This window comes from Streptomyces sp. RB17 (genome assembly GCF_009604455.1).
Lineage (GTDB): Bacteria > Actinomycetota > Actinomycetes > Streptomycetales > Streptomycetaceae > Streptomyces.
The window spans coordinates 456,577-481,879 of record NZ_WEGL01000005.1 but is presented as its reverse complement, the minus strand read 5'-3'; the positions used below and the strand labels follow the sequence as shown (position 1 = coordinate 481,879).

Below are 25,303 nucleotides of genomic sequence, written 5' to 3'. Positions count from 1 at the left end.
CATTCCTTCTGCGGCACAGGCGCGCGGAGTCGGTTCCGCTTGCGCCGCCGATTCTTGATGGGGCGTCATATTCATGACCGATCAGCCAGGCCCGTCGCGACGGACCGTCATCACCACGGGCACCACCCTGCTGGCCGGATTCGGTGTCGGTTCCCTGCTCACCGCGCCGACCGCCGTCGCCGCTCCTGCCGGCGCACCGGTCGACTCCTCCGCCGGCCCAGGTGAACTCGCTCTCTACCGGCCGGTCTCGGTCTCCTCGACCGCCTACGCCGCGACCCCCGGCTCCTTCGCGGTCGACCGCCTCGCCTCCCCCGGTGTCCGGGGCAGCGGCTGGCGCGCCGAAGACGGCGACCCGCAGTGGATGTCCGTCGACCTGCAGGCAGCCTGTGAGGTCACCCAGGTCCGCCTGACCTTCGAGGCGGACGCCTCCGACCCGGTGTTCACGCCACCGACCACCGGCAACGTGCACAGTGGCACCACCGGCAAGGAGATCCAGTCCAGCTACTCCGTCGTCTTCGCCGTCGAGACGTCCCTGGACGACACATCCTGGACCACCGTGTACCGCAGCACGGCGGGAACCGGTGGCGTCGTGGACGTCCAGCTCCCCCGCCCGGTGTCCGCTCGCTGGGTACGCATGACCTCCCAGAAGCGCTCCAGTCCGCTGCCTCTCGGTCTCAACGGCTTCGAGGTGTACGGCACCGCCAAGGGCCACCGCCCCTCGGCCACCGGGTGGACCGACTGGGGCACCCGGCACGGCGAGGCGCCGAGCCTCACGGTCGCCGACGACGGGACCGTGCCCGTGGACTCGGGCTGGCGGCTCACCATGGACGACTGGGCGGGCGCGGACGGCGCCGGTCTGTCGAGGACGTCCGTGGACACCAGTACGTGGCTGCCCGCGACCGTTCCCGGCACGGTGCTGGGCTCACTCGTGGAGCAGGGCAGGCTGCCCGACCCCGTGGCGGGCTTGAACAACCTGCACGTCCCGGAGGCGCTGTCGCGGCACTCCTGGTGGTACAAGCGGGACTTCACGCTGCCCCGGGGCCTGCGCACCGGCGCCGGCCTGCACACCTGGCTGGAGTTCGACGGCGTCAACCACAAGGCCGACGTGTGGCTCAACGGCGCACAGGTGGGCGGCCTGACGTACCCCTTCGCCCGCGCCGCGTTCGACGTCACCCGGCACCTCCTGGCGGACGGCGAGAACGCGCTCGCGGTGAAGATCACGCCGATGCCGGTCCCCGGCAGCCCCGGTGACAAGGGTCCGCTGGGCGAGTCCTGGGTGGACGCCGGCGCACAGCAGATGAACCTCAACTCCCCCACGTATCTGGCGTCCTCGGGGTGGGACTGGATGCCGGCCGTACGTGACCGGGCGGCGGGCATCTGGAACCACGTCCGGCTCAGATCGACCGGGCACGTCGTCATCGGCGACCCGCGCGTGGACACCGTGCTGCCCACGCTGCCGGATGTGTCGGTGGCCGAGCTGACCATCGTCGTCCCGGTGCGCAACGCGGACGCCATCGACCACCAGGCGACGGTCACGGCGGCCTTCGACGGCGTGCGCGTGTCGCAAACCGTCACCGTGCAGGGCGGCGAGAGCCTGGACGTCGTTTTCGCCCCGGACGCCTTCCAGCGGTTGAGACTGCGTGACCCCGAACTGTGGTGGCCGAACGGTCTGGGCGAGGCCACCCTGCACGACCTCACGCTCACGACCGCGGTGGGCGGCCAGGAGAGCGACCGGCGCGCCACCCGCTTCGGCATCCGCCAGTTCGGCTACGAGTACGAGATACCGCTCGCGTTCACCGGGTCCGGCGACGCCTGCACCCAGACGGTGGCCTTCGACCGCCAGCAGGCCCAGCACGTCCGCATCCGATGCCTGACGCGCGCCACCTCCTGGGGCAGCTCGCTGTGGACCCTCTCCGTCCGGGACAGCACCCGGCCGGACACCGACCTCGCCCTGCATGCCCACGCCGAGGCGTCGAGCACCGATCAGGACAGCAACGGCGCGGCCAATGCCACCGACGGTGACGCCGGCACCCGCTGGTCCTCGCGCTACGAGGACGACCAGTGGATCAGCGTCGACCTGGGCTCCACGCAGTCCTTCGACCAGGTCGACCTCACCTGGGAGCAGGCATACGCGAAGACCTTCGTCGTCCAGGTCTCCTCGAACGGCTCGGACTGGACCGACGTGAAGTCGGTGGACAACGGGGCGGTGCCGCTGCCGTTCAGCAACGGCAACGCCAGCCTGCAGGTCGAGGACTTCGACCGGCGGAGCGCGCGCTACGTGCGCCTCAACTGCGACCTTCGCAACACCAGTTGGGGCAACTCACTGTGGTCGTTCGGTGTCGTCGACCGCAGCGACCCCGGCACCGACCTCGCCCTGCACCAGAAGGCCACGGCCTCCACCGAGGACCCCGACCATCCCGCCTCGCACGCCACCGACGGCGACCCGAACACCCGCTGGTCCTCGGCCTACGAGGACCACCAGTGGATCCAGGTGGACCTCGGCTCCTCGCGGACGTTCGACCGCGTGGCCGTCGTCTGGGAGACCGCGTACCCGAAGTCGTACACGATCCAGGTGTCCGACGACGGAGAGCAGTGGTCCGACGTCAAGTCCGTGTCGAACACTCCGGACCCGCTGAAGATCAGCGTCAACGGCGTGCGCGTGCTGGCGCGCGGCGGCAACTGGGGCTGGGACGAACTGCTGCGCCGGATGCCGGCGGAGCGCATGGACGCCGCGGTGCGCATGCACCGGGACATGAACTTCACCATGATCCGCAACTGGGTCGGCAGCAGCGACCGGGAGGAGTTCTTCGCCGCCTGCGACCGGCACGGCATCCTGGTGTGGAACGACTTCCCCAACGCGTGGGGCATGGACCCGCCGGACCACGACGCGTTCAACTCGCTCGCCCGCGACACCGTGCTGCGCTACCGCATCCACCCGAGCGTGGTGGTCTGGTGCGGCGCGAACGAGGGCAACCCGCCGGCCGCCATCGACCAGGGGATGCGCGAGGCGGTGGAACAGCAGGTGCCCGGCCTGCTCTACCAGAACAACTCGGCGGGCGGCATCGTCACGGGCGGCGGCCCCTACGGCTGGGTGGAGCCGGAGAAGTACTTCGACCCGATGACGTACGGCAGCCGGGACTTCGGCTTCCACACCGAGATCGGCATGCCCGTCGTCTCCACTGCGGCGAGCACCCGCAGCATGACGGGCAGCGAGCCGGAGTGGCCCATCCGGGGCGCGTGGTATTACCACGACTGGAGCGAGCACGGGAACCAGGCGCCGCAGAACTACAAGGCGGCCATCGAGGCCCGCCTCGGCGAGTCCGGCGACCTGGACGACTTCGCCCGCAAGGCGCAGTTCGTCAACTACGAGAACGCCCGGGCCATGTTCGAGGCCTGGAACGCCAACCTGTGGGACAACGCCTCCGGACTGATGCTGTGGATGTCCCACCCCGCCTGGCACAGCACGGTCTGGCAGACGTACGACTACGACTTCGACGTCAACGGCATGTATTTCGGCGCCCGTTCGGCCTGCGAGCCGCTGCACGTGCAGGCCGATCCGGTGAAGTGGCAGGTCATCGCGGTGAACCACACCGCGGCGGACCTGCGCGGCGCCACGGTCACCGCCCGGCTCTTCGACCTGTCCGGCCGGCAGCTCGGCACGAGCAGGACGGCACGGGTGGACGTGTCGCGGGCGGCCACCGCCGAGGCGTTCACCGCCGCGTGGACGGACGATCTTCCGGACCTGCACCTGCTGCGGCTGACCTTGGAGGACTCCGGCGGCAGGGAACTGTCCCGGAACACCTACTGGCGCTACCGGGAGGCCGCAGCTCTGCGGGATCTGAACAAGGCGAAGCAGGTCAGGCTGACGGGGGCGATCACCCGGGTGACGCGTTCCCATGACCGCCAGGAGCTGACGGCGGTGGTCCGCAACCAGGGCTCGGCGGTGGCCTCCATGGTCCGGCTGTCGCTGCTGGAGGACCCGCACGGCCGCCGCGTGCTGCCGACGTTGTACAGCGACAACTACCTGTGGCTGCTGCCCGGCGAGTCCCGGACGGTCCGGCTGTCGTGGCCGACACAGGCATGCTCCTCACGACACCCGGTGCTGACGGCGGAGGCGTACAACAGCCCGGTCGCCACACTGCACGGCTGAGGCGCGTCCTCCCCTTCGGTCCCGGCCGCTCGGGCGGGACCGAAGGCCTGCCCGGCCGTTGTCCGGGCTCAGTCCAGCCCCGGGTGGGGCGACGAGGACCGGCAGGCCGATGTGATAGGTCACGCGGACCTCTGCCCGCTCCCAGCGACCGCCGGGACCGGGCAGGGCGGGGGCAGGTGTGGTGCGTCGGACGGCATCACGGCTCAGGCGCTCACACCTCGCGTGCGGCTTCCGTGAACCCGACGCGCGCGCCCACTGTCATCTCGGTCTCCTGGCTGCTTCCGGACGAGCCGGAGAACCGTCCCGCCCACGGATTGCCATCAGCGGCGGAACCGCACGTCTTCAGCGGTCACGCCGTCATTCCCCATGCCGGGAAATCAGGACGGACCGTATATCCGTCGTGTGACTGGCCATGTCGCCGAAGGGCGACTGGACTGCCGGTCGGTCGATCAGGAACGGCCGGCGTAGTCAGGCGCGCCGCCGCCGAGCTGTGCCCCGGCGACGGCGATCGCGCACAGCATCAAGGCGACGGGCGGAACGGCGGCCCAGGCGCGCGCTGCCTTCAACAGCGCGGCGGAGACGGCGGCACCCACGACCAGGCCGGCGAATCGCAGAGGTACCCAGACGCCCTGGCGGCCGCTGTGGATGCCTTTGACGATGTAGGTGGCCAGCGTGCCGGTCAGATAGGTGGTGGGCGCGGCGGCCTGTCCGGCGGCCACCATGGCTGCGGACTGTGCCCCCATGGCGAGCCCTGCCCCGAACTGCATGATGTCCCGGGTCGTCCCGCCGGGCATGCCGCCGGTGAGCCCCCAGACCAGCGCGCCCACGGCCAGGAGGACCGCCTCTGCGGCGAGGACGATCATGACGCGCCGTGGCCAGTGAGTGGCCACGGTGGCGCTTCCGCGGGTGCACCAGGCACCGATCAGCGCGCCCAGGCCGAAGCCGGCCAGTGCCAGCACGGCCGCCGTCACACACACGACCTCACCCCGGCCGACGGCCATGCCGAGCAGGGCGAGGTTGCTGGTCATGACTCCAGCGAAGACCCGCTCGAGGCCGAGGAAGGAGACGGACTCCAGGGCACCGGAAGCCGCCACCAGCAGCACCACGGCGATGCGCAGGGATCGTCCCGGGCCGGCCTTCGACCGCATGTGGTGCTCCACCGTTCCCCCGAGAGTTCACTCGTCACTTTCGGTCACTTTCGGCAGCCCATCGTAACCGTCTGTTACGCGCGAGCGCGGCCACGGAGGGAGGTGCACGCCCACAGCACGGACGCGAGCGCGGTGACGGCGAGGCCGGTCACGCAGATGCCGCCCCAGCCGGCTTGCGACCACATGAGGGAGGCCGCGGCCGAACCAAGTGCTCCACCCACGAAGTAGAACGTCATGTAGATGCTGTTGACCCGGTTGCGGGCCGCCGCGTCGACGTCGTAGATGACGCGCTGGTTGAGCACGTGCAGCCCCTGCACGCCGATGTCCAGGATCAGCACGCCCGCGATGATGCCGCCCAGGGTGTGGCCGGCGAGCAACAGCACGGCGTAGGCGACGCCGATGAGGGTGACGGCGACGGCGGTGGGCAGGGGGTGGGTGTGCCGCCGGACGCGGCCGGTGAGGTTGGCGGCCAGCGCGCCGGCCGCGCCCAGGAGTCCGAACAGGCCGATGACGGCCGGCGAGTAGCTGAACGGGCTCCGGCTGAGCTGGAGTGCGGCGGTCGACCAGAAGACGCTGAACGCGGCGAAGCCCAGGGCGCCGTAGACGGAGCGGACGCGGACCCTGGCGTCGGCTCGGTAGAGGCGGACGGTGGAGCCCAGCACCTCTGCGTAGCCGACGCGCCGGCCGGGGAGGCCGTCCATGCCGTGCAGGGCACGGCGCAGGACACCATTGACGACGATCATCAGCACCGCCGCACCGACGAACAACGGGCGCCAGCCGACGAGTTCGGTCACCACACCGGCGACGGTCCGCGCGAGCAGCATGCCGGTGAGCAGGCCGCTGATGACGGTCGCCACGGCGCGCCCGCGCCGGGCGTCGTCGGCGAGGTGGGCCGCGGCGGGCACGAGCACCTGGGCCGCGACGTTCGCGAGGCCCAGCGCGGCGAAGGCGACCAGGGCGACGGCCAGTCCGGGGGCGAAACCCACCGCGGCGAGGGCGGCGGCGTCGAGCAGCAGCAGAACAGTCAGCAGGGACCTGCGCTCGACGATGTCCGCGAGTGGAAGCACGAACACCAGACCCAGGGCGAAGCCGAGTTGGGTAACGGTGACGATGACACCGGCGGCGCCCGCCGACGTGCCCATGGAGCGCGCGATCACGTCGAGGAGTGGCTGGGCGTAGTACACGTTGGCGGCGATCGCACCGGTAGCCGTTGCCAGCAGCAGGGTCAGGGCGCGCGATATGCCGGGGGGTGCGGGAGCCGCCGCGTTGAGGGGCCGCACTGTGGCGATGCGGGACATGAAGGATCTCCTGGTGTCGGGCAGGGAGCTGGTCTGTGGGGCGCAGCGACTTTGCTGCCCCGGAGTCCAACTTCCGGGGCAGGTGCGCAGTTGTCCAAGACCTGTTGCGTTGCCGCTGATACCCGATGGACATGGGTTCGCGTGATGCCCGTCGGGTATCACGGGTGGCGGAAGAGGTCTTGGACGGGGGTCCGTCCCCGGGCGCAGGCTGGTCAGCGAAATCACCGGCCCACGGAGACAGGAGCCACACCCATGAAGATCTTCCTCACCGGCGGATCCGGATACATCGGCAAGGCCACGATCAGCGCGCTGGTCCGCCACGGGCACACCGTCGAGGCACTGGCCCGCAACGACCGTGCCGCCGGGACGGTCAGCGCCCTCGGGGCGACGCCGGTGCGCGGGGGTCTGGGAGACCTCGGCGTACTCAACGCGGCGGCGGCCGGCGCCGAGGCGGTCGTGCACCTGGCGCAGGCCGAGACCGGCACCGAGGACCTCGCGGCCGCCACCGCCATGCAGGACGGCATCGGCACCGGCACCTATGTGCACACCGGCGGCACGTGGGTGTACGGCGACACCCGCGGGGTCGTGGACGAGAGCGCTCCCTGGAACCCGCCGGCCCTGGTCGCCTGGCGCAAGCCCGTCGAGGACGCTGTCCTGGACCGTGCCCAGCGGGGTGGCCGCCCCGTCGTGGTGCAGCCCGGCCTGCTGTACGGCGGCGAGAACCGCCTCATCGACATCTTCTACACCACCCCGGGCAAGGCGGCGGGCGCCATCCCCTTCATCGGCGACGGTGCGAACCGCTGGGCGCTGGTGCACATCGACGACATCGCGGAGCTGTATGTCGCCGCGCTCAAGGCGAAGCCCGGTTCGGTGTACGTCGGCGTGGGCGGCGTGAACCCCACCGCCAAGGAGTGCGCGCTGGCCGTCGCCCGGTCCGTCGGCCTCGACGGCAAGGTCGCCTCGATCACTCTGGAGCAGGCCCGCGAGCAGATGGGTCCGATCGCGGACGCCTTCGCCCTCGACCAGCAGCTCACCCCGGCACGCGCCGAGGCGGAGCTGGGGTGGACCCCGGTGCGGACCGATCCGCTGGCCGTGCTCGCCGCCGGCGAGTGAACCAGGCCGGGCAGGAGTGGGCACCGTCTGTGACGGCGCGGCCCGCCCGGGGCAGTAGATTCATGACCACATGCCTCGGTCGTCCCACGGGGCGATCGAGGCGGTGGTCGTCGGGACGGCCGAGTGACCAGACGGGACACCTCAGGGGAAAGTGAGCGGTGAGTCCGGGTGGATCTTGACCTGCGGAAACTCCGGTATTTCGTGGCAGTGGCCGAGGAACTCCACTTCGGACGCGCGGCCGAACGGCTGCACATCGCCCAGCCCGTGCTGTCCCGGCAGATCCGAAGCCTGGAGGACGACCTGGGCGCCGAGGTCTTCGACCGCGACCGGCGCGGCACGCTGCTCACTCCGGCCGGCGAGCAGTTGCTGGAGGACGCCGTCCCGCTGCTCGCCTCGGCCCAGGCGCTGGTCCGGCGGGTGAAGGAGGCCACGCAGAGCACTCCCACGCTGACCATCGGCTTCATGCCCGGCATCACGGTCACCCCCGCCATGGCCGTCTTCACCACACGTCAGCCCGGCGTCAACGTGCGCCTGCTGCGCACCACTTGGGACGACCAGGTGGAGGTACTGCTGGACGGCCGGGCGGACGTCGGTGTCGTACGGCTGCCCATCGACCAGCACGGCCTGCAGGTGCGGCCGCTCTTCCGGGAGCCGCGGGTCGTCGTAGTCCCGGTGGGGCACCGCCTGGCGGACAGGGCGTCGGTGACCGTCAGCGACCTCGCCTCCGAGCATCTGCTCCAGGACCCGGACGCCGTTCCCGAATGGCGTGACGTGGCACTGGAGTTGCGCGGCAGGCGGCGCCCGGAAGTCCCGGCGATCCACCAGGTGGAGGAGAAGCTGGAGCTGGTGGCCTCCGGAGCCGGCATCTGCGTGCTTCCGCTGTCCACCGCCAATTTCTACACCCGCCCGGACGTCGTTCCGCTGCCCGTGGAGGACATCGGCCCCAACGAGGTGGCCCTGGCATGGGTGGCGTCCCGCCGCTCCCCCCTCATCCACGACTTCGCCGAGGCCGCGGCGCAGACCCTGGGCCCGCCCCGGACCGAGGAACGCCCGCCCGGGCCCTGAACCGGGCACGGCGGGGTACTTCGGGCCGCATCCATACGAACACCCTTGTCCTGCCCAGAGGAGAGTCGACCATGACCGTGGCCTCGGAGCGCACTCCGCTGACCGACGTGCACGCCCACTTCCTCACCCCGCGCTACGTTCAGGCCGCGCAGGACGCGGGCACGGGCAGCCGGACGGCATGGCGAGGTTCCCGGACTGGGAGGCGTCCGCACACCTGGAGTTGATGGACCGGTGGGGCGTAGCGACCTCCCTGCTGTCGATCTCCTCCCCTGGCGTGCACTGCGGGGACGACGCGGCGGCCCGCGCCCTCAGCCGGCTTTTTAATCCAGCCGTTTGTATTTTACGCTGTGGTCATGGGGTATGACTCTTCCGCGACGCGTGCGCGACTGCTGGAGGCCGCGTACGAGGAGTTCGTCGCTCACGGACTCGCCGGGGCGCGGGTGGAACGGATCGCCAAGAACGCGCCCGCCAACAAGCAGGCGATCTACGCCTACTTCGGTTCCAAGGCCGACCTCTTCGACGCCGTCCTCGGAGCCCGGCTGCAGGTCCTCGCGGACGTCGTTCCCTTCACCGCGGACGACCTGCCGGCCTACGCGGGCGCCCTGTTCGACGCCTTCATCGCCGACCCGGACCTGATCCGGCTCACCCAGTGGAAGACGCTGGAGAAGCCGGAGGCGTCACCGGCCGAGTTGGAGGCCCATCTCACCAAGGCGCAGGCCGTCGCCGACGCGCACGGCACCGACCTGGAGACCGGCATGGACGCGCTCATGATCGCCCTTGCGGCCGCCCAGTCCTGGCTGTTCACGCCTCCCGCCATCCGGAACCCCACCGGCGACGACGAGAAGTCCCGGCTCAAGCGACACCGTGCGGCCGTCATCGCCTCGGTGGAGGCACTGGCCGGGCGTCTGATGCCGGCCGAGTGACACGCTCGGCCGGCCCACGGCTCCCTGCACCGGTGCTGTTCTCCACCACCATGAACCTGCCGTTCGGGGTGTTCGTGATGCGCAACGCGTTTCTCGCCATCCCGCACGAGATCGAGGAGTCGCCAAGATCGACGGCGCCTCCGTGCCCCAGATGCTCGTGCGGGTGCTGCGGCCGCTGATGCTGCCCGGCATGCTCACCGTGCTGCTGTACGCCTTCCTCGCCACCTGGACCGACTTCCTCTGCGCGCTGACCTTCATCACCAAATCGGACCGCGTGACGCTGCCGGTGGAGCTGAGCAACCTGCAACAGGGCGTGCACGGCCAGGTGGGCTTCGGACACCTCGCCGCGGGCGCGGTCGTGTCGATGATCCCCTGCCTCGTGCTGTACGTGTCGGTGCAGAAGTACTACGTACGCGGACTGACCGCCGGGGCGCTGAAGGCGGGAACCGGCGGCCGGGGCGACGCGGCGACAACAGCGCCGCGCACACGACCCCGCTAACGCTCTCGGGTCCCCGCCGGCACACACAGCCAGGCGAGGAGCGCCGCGGTCAGGTAGGCGAGCGCGCCGACGGTCATGCTGGTGCGCAGCCCGGTGGCGTAGTGGGTGGCTGTGGCGAGCAGGCTGCCGCCGAGTGCCACGCCGGTGGCGCTGCCGATCTGCCGGGCGGTGTTGAACAGGGCGGAGGCGGCGCCTGCGTACGAGGGTGGCGCGGCGCCCATCACCGTGGCGGTGGAGCCGGTGAGGGCGAAGGACGTGCCGAATCCGGCGGCCATCATCGGCGCCACCAGCAGCGGGTAGGCGGGATCGGCACCCGCCGCGGCCCAACCCGCGAGCCCCAGGGCGGCCAGGAGCATGCCGGCGACGACCAGGGGACGGTCACCGGTACGGCGGGACAGCCGCCCGGACAGGACGGAGGCGAACATGGTCATCGCCACCGCCGGGAACAGCGCCAGGCCCGTGCCGAGGGCGGTGAAGCCACGCTGGTGCTGGAACTCCAGGCTCGCGGTGAACACCATGCCGTAGAAGCCGAAGTTGAACAGCAGCCCCATGACGGCTCCCCCGCTCATCGCCCGTGAGCGCAGCAGGCGAAGGGGCAGAACGGGCGACCGGGCAAGCCGCTCCCGTTCGACGAAGACCGCGGCGGCCGCACCGGCCAGGCCCACGCCGGCGAGGACGGCGGGGTCCGTCCAGCCGCGCCGTCCGGCCTCGTTGAGCGCCGCGGTCAGCAGCGTCACCGTCGCCACGACCGCGCACTGCGCCGGCCCGTCGAGGGGCCGGGCGGCCTGCCGGGGTGACCGCGCCACGTGCCGCAGGGTCAGCAGCAGGCAGGCCGCACCGACGGGAAGGTTGATGAGGAAGACCCAGCGCCACCCCACCGTGGACACCAGCAGGCCGCCGAGCAGCGGCCCGGCCGACGCGGCGATGCCCGCCATCGAACCCCACAGCCCGAAGGCCCTCGAGCGTTGCGCCGGCGCCGGGTAGGCCTGCTGGAGCAGGGCCAGGGAACCGGGCACGATCAGCGCCGCGCCGAACCCCTCCAGCAGTCGGGCGGCGACCAGGAAGGGGGCGTCGGGCGCCAGGGCGCACGCGGCCGAGGACACGGTGAACACGGCCACGCCCCAGCAGAAGACGCGTCGGTTGCCGAGCCGGTCGCCCAGCGCGCCACCGGTCAGCAGGAAGCCGGCGAAGACCAGGGTGTAGCCGTCGGTGATCCACTGGATGCCGGTGAGCGAGGTCGCCAGGTCCCGGCCGATCACGGGCACGGCGACGTTGATGACCGTCACGTCCAGGATGACCATGAAATACCCGGCGCACACGGCGAGGAGCGGTGCCCACCGGCGCCGCTCGGGCCGGGGAACCGACGGGTGAGAGGGCAGGGACCCACCGCCGTCGCTCGGCTCCGCGAACGCCACGGCCTCACCCCGTCCCCGCGCGCGGACGTACACAACCGAACGCCACAGTAAGGGACATGTACCTCGTATCCCGGGAAGACCGGGCTGCCGTGCCGCACGGCCGCGCCTGCGGGCCGTCACCGGCTGTCGGCTCGGCGGGGCGGCTGTCACTGGCCGGCCGGCCACCCGCGGTACCAGGCCAGCGTGGCGTCCAGCGCATCCCCCAGCGAGGTGGGGGTGACACCGAAGGCGCGCTCGAAGGCGGAGGAGTCCATGATCTGGGGTTCCGTGTGCTGGTAGAACATCTCGGCGTACTCGGCCATGAACTGCTCGTCGAACGGGCCGAAGGGGCGGGGCTCTTCGAGGACCACGACGTTCAACGGGCGGCCCACGCGCTTCTCGATCATGGTGTGTATCTCGCGCGTGCTGACCGCAGGCGCGGTGGGCAGGTGCCATACCCGGCCGTCGCCGTGCGGACGTTCACCCAGTGTCGCGAGGCCGGCGGCGACGTCCTGGATGTACGTGTAGCTGTGCGGCAGGTCGAGGTCGCCCATGCCCAGAACGTCTCCGCCGGTCAGCGCACCGGGAAAGACCGATGCTCCGAGGGTGGAGTTGAGCACGCCTGGACCCACGAAGTCGGCGGAACGGCCGAGGACGACCCGGGCCCGGCCCTCGCGGTGGGCGGTCAGATACCGGTGGTCGAGTTCGGCCCGCATGCGGCCCTTGCGGCTGGTGGCGTTCCACGGGGTGTCCTCTGACATCACCGCTCCGCCCGTCTCGCCGTAGGGGTAGAGGGTGTCGAGTACGACCAGGCGGGCGCCCGTGTGCGCGACGGCGCCGAGGACGGCTGTCTGGATGCGGGGCATCACCTCGACCTGGAGGTGATAGGCGACGTTGACGCAGTGGTGGACGACGGCGGCTCCGGCTGTCGCCCGGAGCGCGCCGTCTGCGGTGCTGACGTCGGCGGCGTACCGCTCGACGCCGTCGATGGCCGCGCCGCCGGCGGTGCGGTCCACGAGCCGTACGGCGTGGCCACGGCGCACCAGCTCGCGGGCGAGCGCGGTTCCGGCAGGCCCGGAGCCGAGGACGGCATGCAGGGCGCGGGGGGCGGTGGCAGCGGACATGACCGACTCCTTGGGTTATCCATACTCTGTTTAGTTAGAGACTGTAACTCCAGTTAGAATGTCTAGCAAAAGTGGCTGGTCAGGACCGGCGTTAAGGTGTGTCACGAGATCGCGAAAGGAGTCGCTGATGGCCGACGCATCGCTCAGCCCGAGGGCCCGCTACCGGGAGCGGACACGCGCGGAGATCAAGGAGATCGCGCTCAGGCAACTCGCGGAGGGCGGTACGGCGTCCGTGGCGCTGACCCGGATCGCCAAGGAGGTCGGCCTGTCCGGCCCCGCTCTGTACCGCTACTTCGACAGCCGTGACGCGCTGCTGACCGACCTCATCCGCGACGCCTACACGGACCTTGGAGCCGCGGTCGCGGCGGCGGCCGACGCGGTGCCCTCGGATGGGGCCCCGCGGCTGCGCCTGCAGTCTCTCGCGACGGCCGTGCGCGCCTGGGCCGTCGCGCACCCTCATCGCTATCTGCTGATCGAGGGCACCCCGGTGCCGGGCTACACGGCCCCGCCCGACACCCTGGACAGCGCACGGTCGGTGCTGGGGCCGTTCCTGGCCTGCTTCGAGGGTGCGGAGCCCGCTCCCTCGGTGCGGCCACTCGTGGACCAGATGACGAGGTGGGCCCATGAGGACACCGCGGTTGCCGAATGGGCCCGCGGACACGTCGGCGCGGACGGCGAGGGGACGGCCCTGGCCGGAGCCGTGCTGGCCTGGACCCAGCTCCATGGCGCCGTGAGCCTGGAAGTCTCCGGCCAGTTCCGTGGCATGGGCCACGACGCAGGCACGTTGCTCACGGCACAGATGGACGCGCTCGCGGACACCTTCGCCCTGGACTGACCGGGTCCCCCTCGAATCGCGCAAGCAGGCCCATGGCGTCGCCACGCACTGGTGTCCTCGCAACCACCGTCTGGTGAAGTGCTGCCGCGATCAGTCGGCAGGCCGGAACCGGAGCGCCGACCAGGTGTCGTCGATCGCAACCTGGCGCACGGGCCGTACACCGCGCTCGGAGAGCGCGGCGGCCAACGTGTCCCGGTTCAGATCCGTTCCGAGCTTCCCGCCCTTCGGGTAGGCCACCCAGGCGAGGGCATCGCGCCGCGCGGCGGCGAGCACCGCCTCGGCATCCGCCCCGAGAAGATCACCCGAGGTGGTCACGAAGACGAGCACCGCATCGGCCGACGCCGCGTCAACCGCGGCCTCCACATCCAGATGGACGTCGTCGGGCCGGCCCAGTACCACGACACTCTGACCGGGCTTGATCTGCAGCTTGTTCATGACGGACACGACTCTGATCCTGCCACCCGAGAGGCGACGCCGCCGCCTCGAAGCCAGGCCTTCCACCCGGTCGCGGCCGTGCTGGTCGGCGATTACCTGCTGGAGCACTGGGGAGCCTCGACTCGGTGTCGGCGCAGCCGGCCGAGTGGTGGGGACACGGGGCGGTCGCGGGGCGGGGTGCAGGACCGTCGCCTCGGGCGAGACGACGGTCCTGCTGCTGGTTCAGCGGCGCGGGCCGGTGATGTGCTGAGCCTGACTCACGGTCAGTTCCAGATGCCCGCGATGTCGGAGGCGTTGGCCGCGGCCCCGGCGTGAGTGGTCAGCCCGGCCAGGTCCTCGAGGGTGCGCAGCGTGTCGTAGTGGTTGTAGTGCGTCGCGGTGGAACTGCCCGGCGCGACGTGCGCGCCGTAGAACACCGTGGCGATGTGGTTGCTGTGCGAGCTGTCGTCCTCGTCGAACGTGACGGCCAGGATGCTGTTGTGAGTCTGGGCCCAGGTGGCGTAGGCGCCGAGGTTGTTCTTCAGCCAGTTGTCGCCCGTCGTGATGGAGCAGTCGTGCATGTCGTCGCACAGGTTCGGGATGACGAACGAGACCTTGGGCAGGGTGGTGTAGTCCATCGGGAACTTCGTGAACGTGTGTGCCGTGTTCAGCGGTACGTTGCTGAAGGCGAACCACGGGTTGTGCTTGCGGGCGTACTTGGTCGCGGAGTTGGTGCACGCCGTGGAGCCTTCGGAGGGCAGGCCCTCGTTGTAGCTGCCCCAGGTCTTCCCGGCGGCGATGAGTTCGGAGCCGAGGTTCGCGGCGCTGCTGAACTGCGGGGTGTAGCAGTTGTCGGTGGTGATGCCCTGGTTGTTCCCGGAGAACAGGTCCAGGTAGTTCGGCTGGCTGGGGTGGGTGATGGCGAACGAGTTGGTGAGGTTGCCGCCGCCGGCCTTCAGCGTGTTGTTCAGGTACGGGGCGCTGGAGCTGCCGATGACCTGCTCGTAGGAGTGGTTCTCGAACACCACCACGACCACGTGGTCGGGGGTGGGCAGAGCGGCGGCCTGCGCGGCCGGGGCGGCGGCCCACACCCCGACCAGGGCGGCGGGGAGGGCGGGGACGAGGGAGAGCGCCCGGCGCGAGCGCTTGATGCGGGACAGCAAGGACACGGTGGACCTCCTGTGTGGGCGGTGAGCGGGGAGGTTCTCCACTGATCAGGTCCTTTCTGATCAGGCGGTAGGAGAGTAGTGGTGCGCCGTCACGGCCTTCAGGTGCCTGGCAATGAAGACCCGTCAAACAGCCGTTGGCTGCCGATGGCCCCTCCACTCCTCGCGTTCATCTGCCCGGGGGTTGCCCCGGCAACGGGCCTCCCGCCGGAACGGGTCCCGGCGGCGCGGATGGAACCTGGCTGTCGAGTTGGAGCACACGCGGACCAGCAGCTCGAGGCGGGCGCCTGGAGCCCGTAGGCGCCCCGGTGTGCCGCATACGCCGGCCCGTACGGGGCGCCAGGGACAACGAGGCCGCCTCCTACACCTCGCCGGTGGCGAACAGTTCCAAGTGCCCGCACTTGGGGCATCGGAACGCCTCTATCTGCCGCCGGGGTCGGCCCATACGCTTGGCACCCCCGAAAATCCCCCGCTCCAACGCGCCCTCGATCCAGCGTGCGTAACCACGCGAGTGCTCGCCGGCGTCCTCTATGAAACCCTCCATCAGACCGACTGTGCCGCAATGAGTGCACGTGTAGTTGCTCATCCGGCGAGTGTAGGAAACGGTGCGCACGTCCGGGACGGGGCCGGCGGCACCTCCTGGTCCGTGATCGGGACGACCTCACGAGCATGCGGTCGGGCCAGGGTGCGCGGGCGCAGGCCTGCTCGTCGGCGGGGCGGCGCACCGGCGTCCGGACTCGGTCAGGCGGGCTGCCACAGCTCGACCCGATTACCCTGGGGATCGGTGACCCAGCCGAATCGGCCGACGCCCTCCATGTCCTGAGTCTCTTCGGCCACGTCCGCTCCCCTGGCGCGCAATTGCGCGAGCATCGCATCGAGGTCGCGGACGCGGAAGTTGAGCATGGTCTGCTGAGCGCGGGACCCGAAGTAGTCGGTCTCGGACTCGAACGTCGCGAACACCGTCGGCCCGACTGCCTGACGCCACAGCCCGTTCTCATCGGCGTCCAGGCCCAGGCAATCGCGATACCACGCGTTCAGGGCCGCCGGGTCGGCGGCCCGCAGGAAGTATCCACCGATTCCAAGCACACGTTCCATGCCGCCATCTTGCCAGGACGGCGATCGGGTGGGCCGGGCACCAGTCTCATAAGGCCATGCGGTCGTCGCGTACGGCCCCGCAGCCACCTGAAGGAGACGGGTCGACGCACGGTGTAGCCGCCGTTGAGGCCAGGTGGGACCTACCGTGCCTCCCCGCATGTGGCGGGCCGACGTTGGGTGGGTGCGCCGCGGTGAGGTGCAGGGCTCCCAGCTCTCCCCGTTCCACGAAGTGGATCAAAGATCGTCCCTGTTGGGGTGGAGGACGGCCTCCGCGATTTCGCGCACGCGGTCCTCGGTGATGCCGGTGCGCTGCTCGACGGCGAGCGGATGGTCGGTGGGTTCCAGCTCGATGAAGGGGCGCCGGCCGACCGGTCGGGTATGGGCGTGCGTCCTCAGGTTGAGGGTGCTGGGCGCATACAGGCTCAGCTCGGTGGTCAGCCAGCCGAAATACGGCTTCTCCGCCTCGCGGCCGGGCGTGTTCCACCTCTCAAGAGCTCGGGCGAAGTTGTCTCGGCTCAAAGAGACCCAGACGCCCCAGGAGAAGGGGTCCCCCCGGCCGATCACGGGTATCTCGATCAGGCCCTTGACGAAGTAGTGCTGGCCTTTGATGACGCACTGGTCGGAAGAGAGCATGCTGTCGGGATCGTCGGCGAAGCGCTGATCCCAGACGTCAGGCGCCATGGTGGAGTAACCCATCGGAAGCTCTGCGTGGTACTGCCCGCAGCATGAGCATGTGAAGCCGAGGTCATGAGCCATGGACGGGAGCTTAGCCAGCAGCGGCTCACGGTCGCCCAGCGAGCCTACGAAGCCCGGAGGAAGTCCTTCCGCCTGCGAGCGGCGGCGAAGTGGGGCGAAGCGAGGGCGGCCGTCTCCGAATTTCGCCAGGCTGCGGTGCCGACGCCGACGGAGGCCGGCAGATCGCGGTCCTCAGCCCTTGGTACCGCACCGACGCAGGGGTTCCAGGGCACTGCCCTCTGTGCGGCTACGTACGATCATGCGAGAGTGGGCCTGTGACGGCACCACAAGCCCCGGCCGTGGCGGTCGACGAGGTCGAGGAACTGGCGATGGACGGGCTGCGGTGGCTGACCGCGGCGGCGCGGGAGACGGCCGGCGGGGGCCTTTCCTGGACGACCAGGCCCTCGGACGACGAACCCAACCCGACGCTCTACAGCGGTATGGCCGGGATCGTCGCCGTACTCCTGGAGGCTTGGCGGCACTTCGGCGACGACTCCTACGCCGATGCCGCCCTGCGCGCGGCCCGCGGACTCGTCGGCTCCGTCGACGGATTCGACGACGACTCCCTCTACTTCGGCCGCACCGGAATGGCCGTGGTCCTGCGGGCCGTTCACGACGAACTCGGCGGCAAGGCGGCCGGCGCGGCCGCGGACCGCGCGCTGGAACGCGTGCGGTCCCGCTTCGACGGGACCCGCTGGGGCGAGCTGTTCGAGCTGATGGGCGGCAACGCGGGGATCGGCCTCGGCGCGCTCGTGGCCGGCGACGCCGAACTGGCCGTGCTCGCCATGGAACCGTATGTGCGGACGGCCGAGCAGACCCCGGCGGGCGTGCAGTGGGCGCACCGCGCGGGCATCGACTCCCGTCTGCACCACATCTCGCACGGCTCACTCGGCATCGTCCTGGCCCTGGCCCGGGTCGGCCGGGCAACCGGCCGTACGGACCTGGTCGAACTGGCGCTGGCCGGTGCCGCGAACGTCGTGGCGCGTGACGAGGCCGGCCCGGACGGCTTCCTCGTGCCGCACTCCACACCTCAGTACCGGCCCGAGGTGATCGCACCCATCAGCTTCGGCTGGTGCCATGGCCCGGCCGGCGATGCCCAGGTCTTCCGGCTCCTGCGGGACGTCACGGGCGACCCGGTCTGGCCCGCCCTCGCCGACCGCTGCTGGCACACGGTCACCCACTCCGGCCTGCCCCGACGGCTGCGCCCCGGCTTCTGGGACAACAGCGGCCGTTGCTGCGGAACCGCGGGCGTCCTCGCCCTGGCCTGTGACCGGATCGCCGAACAGCACGACGGGTACGACTTCGCCCACGTCCTGGTCGCGGACCTGGCCGCCCGTGCCGTCCGGGACACGGACGGCGCCCGCTGGTCCAACGTCGAGCACCGGGCCACTCCGAGCGACCTCGAACCGTGCACCGGCTGGGCGATGGGCAATGCAGGCATCGTCCGCGAACTCCTGCGCTTCGTACGGCTGGTCCGTGGGGGCGATCCCCGGTACGCGTTCACCTGGCCGGACCAGCCTCCGGTGCCCGCTCGGGTCACGATCGGACCCTCTCGTACCGACGCCATGCCGTGATCGACGGGTGCACGCGCCCGCAGGGAACGGCTCTGTTCGCGTCCCCCGCTCAGGCTCATAGGTGCCGCAGGCGAACGGGGCCCGCGGATGCCGTCACAGCTTCGCGCCGAAGTCCTGGGTCCACCACGGGCCGCCGGCACCCTTGTGCACGCCCACGCCGACGTCCTTGAACGAGCAGTTGAGAATGTTCGCCCTGTGACCCGGACTGTTCATCCAGGACTCCATGACGGCTGCGGCGGTCTGCTGGCCTCGGGCGATGTTCTCGCCATACGTGGACCAGCGATAGCCGGCGGCCGTGATGCGCTGTCCGGGGTCCGCGCCGTCGGGGTTGGTGTGGTCGAAGAACTGACGAGCGGCCATGTCGTCGGAGTGGCTCTGGGCCGCCTTCTCCAGTTGCGGGTCCTCGGTGAGGGGACCACAGCCGGCGCCTGCCCGCTCCTTGTTCACGAGCGCAACGACCTGGCCGACGTCGTCGGCCGGGGCCGACGGAGCCGGCGGCGTGCTCGCCCGGGTCGCAGTCGGACGGGCGGGCTGTCGGTCGGCGGGCCGGCTCTCCGTTGCACGGCCCCCCGCCTTGGCGGCCCGCGACTTCTTCGGCTTCGGCCGTGACGGAGAGGGTGAGGCAGACGGCGACACACCCCCGGCACCGGGCGTGGCGACGAGGTCCGGTACGGGGACGGCCGCTCTTCGCTCCGCGCTCGCGGTGTCGCGGCCGGTTCCGGAGTCCGTACCGAAGTACCACAGACCACCACCGACGACGCAGGCCGCGACGACGGCCCCACCGGCAGCTCGGCGCCGCATACGCCGACGTAGACGGGACTGGCGGCGCGAGCCTGTCGCGCCGCCCCGTATGCCACGTCGTGCGGCGCCCGGGCCCGATCCGGTGTCGCCCCGGGTGACGCCGGGTCGTGCGGCAGAACCTGCCGGGGCAAGGCTCCCCGACAACGCGGACATCTTGGCCGGCAGCGCGGGCGACACCGCGACCAGCGCCAGACCGGCCAGCAGTCCTTCCGCGGGCATCAGACCGCTCCACAGTCCGCTGCAGCGGGCACACCCGCGTGCGTGCCTGGCTATTCGCTTACGCCACAGAGCCGAGGGCCGGCCGTCCCACGAAGCCAGCACGATGCGGAGTTCCTCGCAGCGTGGCCGCGCGTCGAGCGCTCGTACGACCACGCGGGCAGCCTCGAGCTGCGCCTTCATCCGCTGTACGCGTACCGCTGTGTGCTGGGGCGACAGGTCCAAGGCGGCGGCCACGTCGGCCCGGGTGAGCTCGCCGGCGCACTCCAGCCACCACAGTGACAGCAGTCCCCGGTCATCGGGCTCCAGCCAGCGCGTCGCCTGTGCTGTCTCCTGGCGCTGTCCGGCGAGCTGGAGCTGGACCACCGTCAGATCGACGAAGTCGGCCCCCGGATCGGCCAGATCCTGGGCTTCGTCCATCGTGCCCGGGGCGGAGCGCCGGTTCTGCCAGTGCGCCCGTACCTGGTTCATCGCGATCGCCACGAGCCAGGAGCGAAAGCGCTCGGGCGTACGCAGTTCCGCCAGCCCGTCCAGGGCGCGCAACATGGTCTCCTGCACCACGTCGTCGACGTCCACCGAGCCGTTCAGGGCTCGGCCCACAATGTTGTAGACCAGCGGGAGGTAGGCGTTGACCAGCGCGTCCTGAGCCTGCGTGTCGCCCTCTCGGGCGGCCGTGACCAGTATCGCCGTCTCCGCCGCGTCCTGCGTACCCATATCAAATGCTTCCTGTCATCGAGGCCGAACGATTGTGTCCGATACCTGGGAGATCGCTCGACGCGCCTCGGATAACAGTTCTTCGGAAGTGGGTCTCAGTCGGCGTCGATCACGTGATCATGAGCCTGAGGTCGCTGCAGGCGTGCAGCTGGTGCCGGAGATCGCCGCACTCCTCCAGAAGTCCCGCATCAGCGGCGTCGGTGTCGGGTTTTCCATCGCCACCTGCGTCAGGAGGATCGCGACCGTTCCCGTGGACGGGACGACATGTGCCGTCGTCCCCGTGCCGCCCACCCAGCCGTAGCGGCCGGGGACGTTCCAGGGGTCGGCCGGGGTGACGTCGACCTGGCCGCCGTATCCCCAGCCCTGGCCCTCCAGGAAGAGCGTGGCGTCGGCGCGCTGTTCGGCCGTGAGGTGGTTGGTGGTCATGCGGCTGACCGAGGCGGGGCTGAGGAGGCGGTGGCCGTTGCTCTCGCCCGCGTTCAGCAGCATGCGGGCGAAGGCCAGCCAGTCGTCGGCCGTGGAGACCAGACCGCCACCGCCCGAGTGGAAGCGCGGGAGGCTGCTCCACTGGCCGTCGGGGGTGTCGGTCAGTTCCAGGGTTCCCTCGGGGGTCGCGGCGTAGGAGGAGGTGAAGCGGTGCCGTTTCGGCTCGGGGACCTCGAAGGCCGTGTCCTCCATGCCCAGCGGCTCGAAGATCCGTTCCGCGAGGAAGTCCGGGAACGTACGGCCCGACGCCCGGGCGACCAGGATCCCCTGGAGGTCGGAGGAGGTGCCGTACAGCCAGGCGTCTCCCGGCTGGTGCAGCATCGGCACCTGCGCGAGCAGGCTCAACCAGGTGTCCGCGTCCGGCCAGTCCTGCAGGGCGCGGCCGTCCTTCTGCACCGTGAACAGGGACTGCACCGCAGGCAGGGAGAAGTCGGCGGGGAAGCCCCAGCCGGTGCGGGAGCTGAGCAGGTGCTCCACCGTGATCGGGCGGGTGGCCGGAACGACGTCCGCGACCGGGGAGTCGAGGGTGCGCACCACGCTCGGCTTCGCCAACTCCGGCAGCCACTCCTCGACCGGAGCGTCCAGGGCGAGTCGCCCTTCTTCCACCAGCATCAGGACCGCCGCCGCTGTGATGGGCTTGGTGATGGACGCGATACGGAAGATCGTGTCCCTCGCCATCGGGGCCGTGCCGTGGGTGTCCACCGAGCCGGCGGACACCACCTCGACAGCGTCGCCGCGGGCGACGAGGCCGAGGGCTCCCGGCACCTTCCCCTGCTCGACGTACCGGTGCAGGGTGTCGTGCAGCGCGTTCATCGGTGGCCTTCCGGTCGTGGTTGTCTCGCGGTACGACTCCCAGGGCGGCGGAAAGTCATCGGCTGCACGTCCGCAACACGACCTCCCAGCGAACGATGTGCAACTCACCTGCCAATGCCGTGCCCCGGTGCCCGACCATGTGCTCGCAGTCAGCGTGTGCTGATGCAGAAGGGATGCCCAGCCGGATCGGTGAGGACCCGTGCGTGGTCCCCGTGAGGCTGGTGATCCGGCTTGCCCGCACCCAGCTCCAGCAACCGGGCCTCAGCCACGTCGAGGTCGTCCTCGACCTTGAAGCAGATGTGAAGCTGCTGGGGAACGATGGGGTCGGGCCAGCTCGGGGCCAGGTAGTCGTCGACCCGCTGAAAGCCGATGAAGAGTCCGTGCTCACCGTTGAGGCCCGCGAAGTCGGCGTCCGACTTCGGGTGCGGTTCAAGGCCGGTGGCCTGCTGATAGAACGCCGCCAGAACCGGCGGATCAGGGCAATCGAGCGTTATCGCAACCAACTTCATCTGCGGGGGCATGGCGACTCCGGGCCGATCGGTGGACTTCCGCGTGAACACCCTAGGGGCGCCGGTCCGCGGTTGAGCGGGACACCGACCAGCGGCGGCATGTCTCCAGCCCGAGGCCACGGCCGCTTCAGGATGCGAAGGAAATCGAACACATGATTGAATTTGGCCATGAGCCCGATTCCCGACGACCTTGCCCACGCACAGGAGCAGTGGCACGCCACCTACCGGGAGCTCGCCGTGCGCCCGCGCACGACGCTTCGGCGGCGACTGGTCCACCTGTCGGCACAGGTGCTGTTCCACCCGTACTGGCGGGGTCAGCGATCGCAAGGTTGGGCGGCACTGCACGCCACGGGGCGGCAACGCTGAAACTGACGGTGAGCGGTTCATGCCACGCGGGAGGCGGCGCGCGCGGTGCCCCCTGGTGATCTCCGGGCGGACGAGGCACCGTCAGCGCCCGGCGCGCCGCTACGGGCCCGACGTCCGACCGCCCCGTGCCGAACCAGCCTCGTTGCCGCCGGGCCCTGATGCGAAGTCGACGAACAGCGGCATTCTGTGCAGGGGCGGGGGTTCTCCCGGGAGGCCGAGCCGCTGCCAGGCCAGCCGGGCCGACACCTTGAGCACACGTCGCGCCCGCACTATGAGCAGGGCGGCGAGAGGCAGCTCAACGAGTACGGCCGTGACGACGCTCCCCCACACATCAGGTCTTCCCCAGTCCAAGGAGACGTCGAACCAGGCGTCGCATATCAGCAGCGTGGCCGCCACGTAGGACATCGGGACCATGACCTGCCGCCTCAGCCACACCGCCACTCCCGCGCAGGCCAACGACGTCAGCAGCATCACATCGAAGCCGACCCACACCATGGGCCAGTACCGAGCCTCGAAGCGATCCGGCAGTGACAGCCCCAGGTACACCGTCCACGGCACGAGCAACAGCACGCAGAGCCCCAGCTGCCGAAGAGCCCGCCGATAGCGGCGGCGCAGCGCGGCACCGTCCGGCGAGAAGACGCCGGCTGTCACACCGGCGGGGACAGTGGGGTCCCTCTGCTCGCTCATCCTTGCCCGTTCCTTCCAGCAGCTGATGCCCCTCCCAGCAAAACAGCGACCGCAGAGCCCGATCCATTCCGGCCTCCCACCACCGGCCTGGCCCGCGACTCCCCACGCCACAGGGTCCCGCCCACCCGGCCAAGCGGATCATGGCAAGAGCCGTTGCCGTCGGCGTGCCGGCCCGCCCTGCTGCACCGAGGACGTGGCTCGCGGCGCAGGTGGACGCGTGGTCCCCTGTTCTTGTCCGCAGGAGGACCGGCCGATGCGCTTCGCCCCGACCTCCGTCTTCGCGCCCGCCCTGATCGCGGTGCCCGCGTGGGTCCTGACGGTCGCCCAGGCAGTCCGAGCCATGGGGAGGGGGCCCGGCACCGTGGGAATGGCGCTGCCAAGGGCCGCGTCCAGCAGACCGCACAGGCGAAGCCGAACACGGCGTTCTCGATCCGGATCCTCTGATCACGAAGACCGGCCGCCGATGAGTTCTGCGGCTGGGCGGGGTCTACACCTGAACACCGCACGCTGCACACACGACAGTGAGGGATCATGAGCACCAACGCACTTCCGCCCGTCGTCGACGGTGAAACCTGGCGACGAGAGCTCGAGGCCCTGCGCGTCCGGGAGAAGGCCGCGACCCGAGAACTGGACGCGATCGCCGCCCAGCGCCGCCGCCTGCCCATGGTCCGGATGCCCGAGTACATCCTCGAGGGTGAGAAGGGACCGGTCCGGCTGGTGGACGTCTTCGAAGGCAGCAGGCAGCTGATCGTCTACAACCACATGTGGTTCCCCGGCAAGCAGTGGCAGTGCCCGGGCTGCACCGGCTTCACCTCGCAGTTCACCCGCCTGGAGTTCCTGGACGCCTATGACGCCCGGTTCGTCATCGTCACCCAGGGGCCGATCGACGAGGCACTCGCTTACAAGCGGCGCGTCGGGAATCGCATGACCTGGTACTCCACGGCCGACAGCCCGTTCGGCAGCGACGTCGGCGCACCTCCCGGGGGTGGATTCGCCGTCAACGTCTTCCTGCGTGACGGCGACACCGTCTACCGGACCTGGCACACCAACGGCCGGGGCGTCGAGCAGCTCAGTCACACCTTCGCGCTCATCGACCTGTTGCCGTACGGACGGCAGGAGGAATGGCAGGACTCGCCCGACGGCTGGCCACAGGATCCGACCTACAGCCGGTGGAGCTCCTCCGAGGACATCGCGGGACTCTACGGCCCGGGGCAGCACAGCTAGACCCGCCGACCGGTTGATCCGGTTGAAGAAATTGCGGCCGCCGACATCACGGCCAGGAAGATCACCGTTGCGGGCCGCTCGGCGGCCTCTCTGCTCCGTACCCGCGGCAGCGGCCGATGTCCGATGCCTGCTCAGGGTGAACCCGAGTGAACTCCCGGGTGGGATCCGGGTGTCCGGCGGCCTGCGGCAGGGGATGTCCGGGCGGCACCCAGTTGCTCGGGGCCGGCCGAGTCCTGTTCCGCGTTCGCACGGTCGCGTCACCATCCCGCGCGGAAGGCAATGCGCGCCGCTTCCACGCGGTTGGCGGCTCCCAGGCGTTCCAGGATCTGGGTGACGTGCCCTTTGACGGTGCCCTCCGTCAGACCCAGTTCGGAGGCGATGGCGCCGTTCGACAGGCCGTGGGCGAGGAGGCGGAGGATGTCTCGCCGGCGTGCGGTGAGGGCCTCGGTCAGGCGGAGGCTGTCCGCATCGGCCGGCTGTGTGACCTCGCCGGAGTGAAGTGATCCTGACCACCTTCGAGATCGACGAGTACGTCTTCGAGGCGCTGCGCGCCGGTGCCAGCGGCTTCCTGGGCAAGGGCGCCGACGCGGAGGAACTGCTGCAGGCCATCCGCACGGTCAGCCGCGGCGACGCACTGCTGTCTCCCGCCGCGACCAGAACCCTCATCAGCCGCTTCCTCGCCACCCCGGCGGTCCCGGGTCTCCTGGACGAGGCGGCCCGCCGCGGGCTGGAGGCGCTCACCGAGCGCGAACGGCAGATCACCGCGCTGGTGGCGACCGGGCTGTCCAACGACGAGATCGCCGCCCGGCTCGTCCTCAGCCCCGCAACCGTCAAGACCCACGTCAACCGCGCCATGGCCAAGGTCGGCGCCCGTGACCGCGCTCAACTCGTCGTCTTCGCCCACCGCAGCGGCCTGACCGTGTCGTCGCCGTAGCGCGACGCGCCGGTGCGGCG

Annotated in this window: 24 protein-coding genes and 1 pseudogene; 11 read left to right on the top strand and 14 right to left on the bottom strand. The window is 70.5% G+C overall.

The features are described from left to right. Nucleotides 1-73: 73 nt before the first annotated feature. Nucleotides 74-4,150, top strand: coding sequence for a discoidin domain-containing protein (locus SRB17_RS23985; protein ID WP_153542050.1), 4,077 nt, complete (start codon nucleotides 74-76; stop codon nucleotides 4,148-4,150). A gap of 449 nt (nucleotides 4,151-4,599) precedes the next feature. Here the strand turns inward: SRB17_RS23985 and SRB17_RS23980 are convergent, their stop codons facing one another. Beyond that, nucleotides 4,600-5,298 carry a DUF1275 family protein gene (locus SRB17_RS23980; RefSeq protein ID WP_153542048.1) on the bottom strand — a complete coding sequence of 233 codons (699 nt, stop codon included), beginning with the start codon at nucleotides 5,296-5,298 and terminating at the stop codon, nucleotides 4,600-4,602. 74 nt (nucleotides 5,299-5,372) lie between these two features. After that, nucleotides 5,373-6,596, bottom strand: a complete 1,224-nt coding sequence (locus SRB17_RS23975) for an MFS transporter (protein WP_153542046.1) — start codon at nucleotides 6,594-6,596, stop codon at nucleotides 5,373-5,375. 252 nt (nucleotides 6,597-6,848) lie between these two features. Here SRB17_RS23975 and SRB17_RS23970 point away from each other — a divergent pair, with 252 nt between their 5' ends. The 5 genes from SRB17_RS23970 to SRB17_RS23950 all read left to right on the top strand — a co-directional run bounded on the left by SRB17_RS23970 (nucleotide 6,849) and on the right by SRB17_RS23950 (nucleotide 10,196). Further along, nucleotides 6,849-7,709 (top strand): NAD-dependent epimerase/dehydratase family protein, encoded by an 861-nt coding sequence (locus SRB17_RS23970; RefSeq protein WP_153542044.1) that lies wholly within the window; start codon nucleotides 6,849-6,851, stop codon nucleotides 7,707-7,709. Between the two features lie 168 nt (nucleotides 7,710-7,877). Then, nucleotides 7,878-8,774: a LysR family transcriptional regulator gene (locus SRB17_RS23965; RefSeq protein ID WP_323376158.1), complete on the top strand. Its 897-nt coding sequence runs from the start codon at nucleotides 7,878-7,880 to the stop codon at nucleotides 8,772-8,774. Between the two features lie 71 nt (nucleotides 8,775-8,845). Continuing rightward, complete coding sequence (locus SRB17_RS48105; RefSeq protein ID WP_153542041.1) at nucleotides 8,846-8,998, top strand: hypothetical protein; 153 nt, start codon at nucleotides 8,846-8,848, stop codon at nucleotides 8,996-8,998. Between the two features lie 129 nt (nucleotides 8,999-9,127). Next, nucleotides 9,128-9,697: a TetR family transcriptional regulator gene (locus tag SRB17_RS23955; RefSeq protein WP_153542039.1), complete on the top strand. Its 570-nt coding sequence runs from the start codon at nucleotides 9,128-9,130 to the stop codon at nucleotides 9,695-9,697. Nucleotides 9,698-9,824: 127 nt separating this feature from the next. After that, the gene (locus tag SRB17_RS23950) at nucleotides 9,825-10,196 is read left to right on the top strand and encodes an ABC transporter permease subunit (protein WP_323376209.1); all 372 of its coding nucleotides are present in this window, start codon (nucleotides 9,825-9,827) and stop codon (nucleotides 10,194-10,196) included. Here SRB17_RS23950 and SRB17_RS23945 read toward each other — a convergent pair. Both SRB17_RS23945 and SRB17_RS23940 read right to left on the bottom strand, forming a co-directional pair. Next, complete coding sequence (locus tag SRB17_RS23945; protein ID WP_323376157.1) at nucleotides 10,193-11,611, bottom strand: MFS transporter; 1,419 nt, start codon at nucleotides 11,609-11,611, stop codon at nucleotides 10,193-10,195. The genes SRB17_RS23950 and SRB17_RS23945 overlap by 4 nt on opposite strands. Nucleotides 11,612-11,757: 146 nt before the next feature. Next, nucleotides 11,758-12,714 (bottom strand): NAD-dependent epimerase/dehydratase family protein, encoded by a 957-nt coding sequence (locus SRB17_RS23940; protein WP_153542037.1) that lies wholly within the window; start codon nucleotides 12,712-12,714, stop codon nucleotides 11,758-11,760. A 127-nt stretch (nucleotides 12,715-12,841) separates the two neighbouring features. Between SRB17_RS23940 and SRB17_RS23935 the strand changes: the two genes are divergently transcribed. Beyond that, nucleotides 12,842-13,549 (top strand): TetR/AcrR family transcriptional regulator, encoded by a 708-nt coding sequence (locus tag SRB17_RS23935; protein ID WP_153542035.1) that lies wholly within the window; start codon nucleotides 12,842-12,844, stop codon nucleotides 13,547-13,549. A gap of 90 nt (nucleotides 13,550-13,639) precedes the next feature. Here the strand turns inward: SRB17_RS23935 and SRB17_RS23930 are convergent, their stop codons facing one another. From SRB17_RS23930 to SRB17_RS23910, 5 genes are all read right to left on the bottom strand, one after another. After that, nucleotides 13,640-13,984, bottom strand: coding sequence for a hypothetical protein (locus SRB17_RS23930; RefSeq protein ID WP_153542033.1), 345 nt, complete (start codon nucleotides 13,982-13,984; stop codon nucleotides 13,640-13,642). Nucleotides 13,985-14,247: 263 nt separating this feature from the next. Continuing rightward, entirely contained in the window at nucleotides 14,248-15,132 is an 885-nt protein-coding gene (locus tag SRB17_RS23925) for an alkaline phosphatase family protein (RefSeq protein WP_416237079.1), read from the bottom strand. A gap of 358 nt (nucleotides 15,133-15,490) precedes the next feature. Then, a complete protein-coding gene (locus SRB17_RS46525; RefSeq protein WP_153542031.1) occupies nucleotides 15,491-15,715 on the bottom strand; it encodes a hypothetical protein in 225 nt (74 codons plus the stop codon). A 155-nt stretch (nucleotides 15,716-15,870) separates the two neighbouring features. After that, nucleotides 15,871-16,224 (bottom strand): VOC family protein, encoded by a 354-nt coding sequence (locus SRB17_RS23915; protein WP_153542030.1) that lies wholly within the window; start codon nucleotides 16,222-16,224, stop codon nucleotides 15,871-15,873. 234 nt (nucleotides 16,225-16,458) lie between these two features. After that, entirely contained in the window at nucleotides 16,459-16,920 is a 462-nt protein-coding gene (locus SRB17_RS23910) for a DUF2199 domain-containing protein (protein ID WP_267133453.1), read from the bottom strand. Nucleotides 16,921-17,234: 314 nt separating this feature from the next. Here SRB17_RS23910 and SRB17_RS23905 point away from each other — a divergent pair, with 314 nt between their 5' ends. Then, the gene (locus tag SRB17_RS23905) at nucleotides 17,235-18,533 is read left to right on the top strand and encodes a lanthionine synthetase LanC family protein (protein WP_323376156.1); all 1,299 of its coding nucleotides are present in this window, start codon (nucleotides 17,235-17,237) and stop codon (nucleotides 18,531-18,533) included. 93 nt (nucleotides 18,534-18,626) lie between these two features. Here SRB17_RS23905 and SRB17_RS23900 read toward each other — a convergent pair whose 3' ends face one another. The 3 genes from SRB17_RS23900 to SRB17_RS23890 form a co-directional block, all read right to left on the bottom strand. Continuing rightward, nucleotides 18,627-20,264 (bottom strand): sigma-70 family RNA polymerase sigma factor, encoded by a 1,638-nt coding sequence (locus SRB17_RS23900; protein WP_153542026.1) that lies wholly within the window; start codon nucleotides 20,262-20,264, stop codon nucleotides 18,627-18,629. A 117-nt stretch (nucleotides 20,265-20,381) separates the two neighbouring features. Further along, nucleotides 20,382-21,563 (bottom strand): serine hydrolase domain-containing protein, encoded by a 1,182-nt coding sequence (locus SRB17_RS23895; protein ID WP_153542024.1) that lies wholly within the window; start codon nucleotides 21,561-21,563, stop codon nucleotides 20,382-20,384. Nucleotides 21,564-21,712: 149 nt separating this feature from the next. Further along, nucleotides 21,713-22,084: a VOC family protein gene (locus SRB17_RS23890; RefSeq protein ID WP_153542022.1), complete on the bottom strand. Its 372-nt coding sequence runs from the start codon at nucleotides 22,082-22,084 to the stop codon at nucleotides 21,713-21,715. Between the two features lie 156 nt (nucleotides 22,085-22,240). Between SRB17_RS23890 and SRB17_RS23885 the strand changes: the two genes are divergently transcribed. Beyond that, complete coding sequence (locus SRB17_RS23885; protein ID WP_153542020.1) at nucleotides 22,241-22,438, top strand: hypothetical protein; 198 nt, start codon at nucleotides 22,241-22,243, stop codon at nucleotides 22,436-22,438. 99 nt (nucleotides 22,439-22,537) lie between these two features. On the opposite strand, the gene SRB17_RS23880 is transcribed toward SRB17_RS23885, so the two are convergent. After that, nucleotides 22,538-23,125: a hypothetical protein gene (locus SRB17_RS23880; RefSeq protein WP_153542018.1), complete on the bottom strand. Its 588-nt coding sequence runs from the start codon at nucleotides 23,123-23,125 to the stop codon at nucleotides 22,538-22,540. 531 nt (nucleotides 23,126-23,656) lie between these two features. Here SRB17_RS23880 and SRB17_RS23875 point away from each other — a divergent pair. Next, nucleotides 23,657-24,349, top strand: a complete 693-nt coding sequence (locus SRB17_RS23875) for a DUF899 domain-containing protein (RefSeq protein WP_153542016.1) — start codon at nucleotides 23,657-23,659, stop codon at nucleotides 24,347-24,349. 257 nt (nucleotides 24,350-24,606) lie between these two features. Here SRB17_RS23875 and SRB17_RS23870 read toward each other — a convergent pair whose 3' ends face one another. Beyond that, nucleotides 24,607-24,801: a response regulator transcription factor gene (locus tag SRB17_RS23870; protein ID WP_153542404.1), complete on the bottom strand. Its 195-nt coding sequence runs from the start codon at nucleotides 24,799-24,801 to the stop codon at nucleotides 24,607-24,609. A 47-nt stretch (nucleotides 24,802-24,848) separates the two neighbouring features. Here SRB17_RS23870 and SRB17_RS23865 point away from each other — a divergent pair. Further along, nucleotides 24,849-25,283 (top strand): annotated as a pseudogene (locus SRB17_RS23865) (LuxR C-terminal-related transcriptional regulator); the annotation flags it as partial. Between the last annotated feature and the right edge of the window lie 20 nt (nucleotides 25,284-25,303).

Excerpts from the sequence above, each read along its gene's own strand:
- SRB17_RS23935 (WP_153542035.1), top strand. The coding sequence starts at position 12,842 with ATGGCCGACGCATCGCTCAGCCCGAGGGCCCGCTACCGGGAGCGGACA.
- SRB17_RS23955 (WP_153542039.1), top strand. The coding sequence starts at position 9,128 with ATGGGGTATGACTCTTCCGCGACGCGTGCGCGACTGCTGGAGGCCGCG.
- SRB17_RS23895 (WP_153542024.1), bottom strand. The coding sequence starts at position 21,563 with ATGAACGCGCTGCACGACACCCTGCACCGGTACGTCGAGCAGGGGAAG.
- SRB17_RS23885 (WP_153542020.1), top strand. The coding sequence starts at position 22,241 with ATGAGCCCGATTCCCGACGACCTTGCCCACGCACAGGAGCAGTGGCAC.
- SRB17_RS23890 (WP_153542022.1), bottom strand. The coding sequence starts at position 22,084 with ATGCCCCCGCAGATGAAGTTGGTTGCGATAACGCTCGATTGCCCTGAT.
- SRB17_RS23915 (WP_153542030.1), bottom strand. The coding sequence starts at position 16,224 with ATGGAACGTGTGCTTGGAATCGGTGGATACTTCCTGCGGGCCGCCGAC.
- SRB17_RS23975 (WP_153542046.1), bottom strand. The coding sequence starts at position 6,596 with ATGTCCCGCATCGCCACAGTGCGGCCCCTCAACGCGGCGGCTCCCGCA.
- SRB17_RS23910 (WP_267133453.1), bottom strand. The coding sequence starts at position 16,920 with ATGGGTTACTCCACCATGGCGCCTGACGTCTGGGATCAGCGCTTCGCC.
- SRB17_RS23980 (WP_153542048.1), bottom strand. The coding sequence starts at position 5,298 with ATGCGGTCGAAGGCCGGCCCGGGACGATCCCTGCGCATCGCCGTGGTG.
- SRB17_RS23875 (WP_153542016.1), top strand. The coding sequence starts at position 23,657 with ATGAGCACCAACGCACTTCCGCCCGTCGTCGACGGTGAAACCTGGCGA.
- SRB17_RS23880 (WP_153542018.1), bottom strand. The coding sequence starts at position 23,125 with ATGAGCGAGCAGAGGGACCCCACTGTCCCCGCCGGTGTGACAGCCGGC.
- SRB17_RS23930 (WP_153542033.1), bottom strand. The coding sequence starts at position 13,984 with ATGAACAAGCTGCAGATCAAGCCCGGTCAGAGTGTCGTGGTACTGGGC.
- SRB17_RS48105 (WP_153542041.1), top strand. The coding sequence starts at position 8,846 with ATGACCGTGGCCTCGGAGCGCACTCCGCTGACCGACGTGCACGCCCAC.
- SRB17_RS23940 (WP_153542037.1), bottom strand. The coding sequence starts at position 12,714 with ATGTCCGCTGCCACCGCCCCCCGCGCCCTGCATGCCGTCCTCGGCTCC.
- SRB17_RS23970 (WP_153542044.1), top strand. The coding sequence starts at position 6,849 with ATGAAGATCTTCCTCACCGGCGGATCCGGATACATCGGCAAGGCCACG.
- SRB17_RS23985 (WP_153542050.1), top strand. The coding sequence starts at position 74 with ATGACCGATCAGCCAGGCCCGTCGCGACGGACCGTCATCACCACGGGC.
- SRB17_RS46525 (WP_153542031.1), bottom strand. The coding sequence starts at position 15,715 with ATGAGCAACTACACGTGCACTCATTGCGGCACAGTCGGTCTGATGGAG.
- SRB17_RS23900 (WP_153542026.1), bottom strand. The coding sequence starts at position 20,264 with ATGGGTACGCAGGACGCGGCGGAGACGGCGATACTGGTCACGGCCGCC.